Raw genomic sequence first — 702 nt, 5'->3', positions numbered from 1 at the left:
GAATATGCAAACGTAACCACCCGTCAAAATAAGGACACCTCAAAATTGGTGGCTAAATGTCCCAGGAGAACATTTGGCCTAGAGCGGAGACGCAGCTAACACACAGCTTCGTTTCTGGCGTCGGCGAGAATGGTAGCGGATCATCTTGCTGTCCGCATGCGCCAGACTCGCACGCACACCTCCCAAAGGGAATGCCAAATCGCACTCTGCTGTCAGGCTGTAACCACTGGATCTGCGAATTTGCTACCGCCCATGGCCATTTTGCGCCCAGGTGGTCGGCGGCGACAATCGATATTTGATGAAGGCGCATACACCATGCACATCAAATGTAACTACATGACTTTGGAGGCCAGAATGACGTCACAAATCGAAAGGTGCCTTGGAATTCTGGGTTTGGAACCTGGCTTGCCACCCGGTGTGACGCCGCCGGCGCCGCCGTCCGGCTCGCTTTTCAGTTCAGCTACTTTCGACTTTCCCGTGATATCGGAAACCGTCGAGGGAGCCTGGGCGGATGTTGTCATGCAGGGCGAACCTGCGCTCGAGCCTGCCTTTGTGGCGGCAGCTCGGAGGCTGGTCGAGCGAGGCGCAGTCGTAATCACCTCGAACTGCGGCTCTGCTGTTCGGCATCAGGCAGCGGTGGCTGCGGCGGTAAGTGTCCCGGTAGTAATGTCCAGCCTGCTCTTCGTGCCGGCGCTGCTCCGC

1 pseudogene is annotated in these 702 nt (G+C 57.4%); it reads left to right on the top strand.

The features are described 5' to 3' along the window. Positions 1-315 precede the first annotated feature (315 nt). Positions 316-702 (top strand): annotated as a pseudogene (locus tag AC0L17_RS34500) (hypothetical protein); the annotation flags it as partial.

Source organism: Mesorhizobium sp. WSM4829 (assembly GCF_055811475.1).
This window is presented reverse-complemented; position numbering and strand designations above follow the sequence as displayed.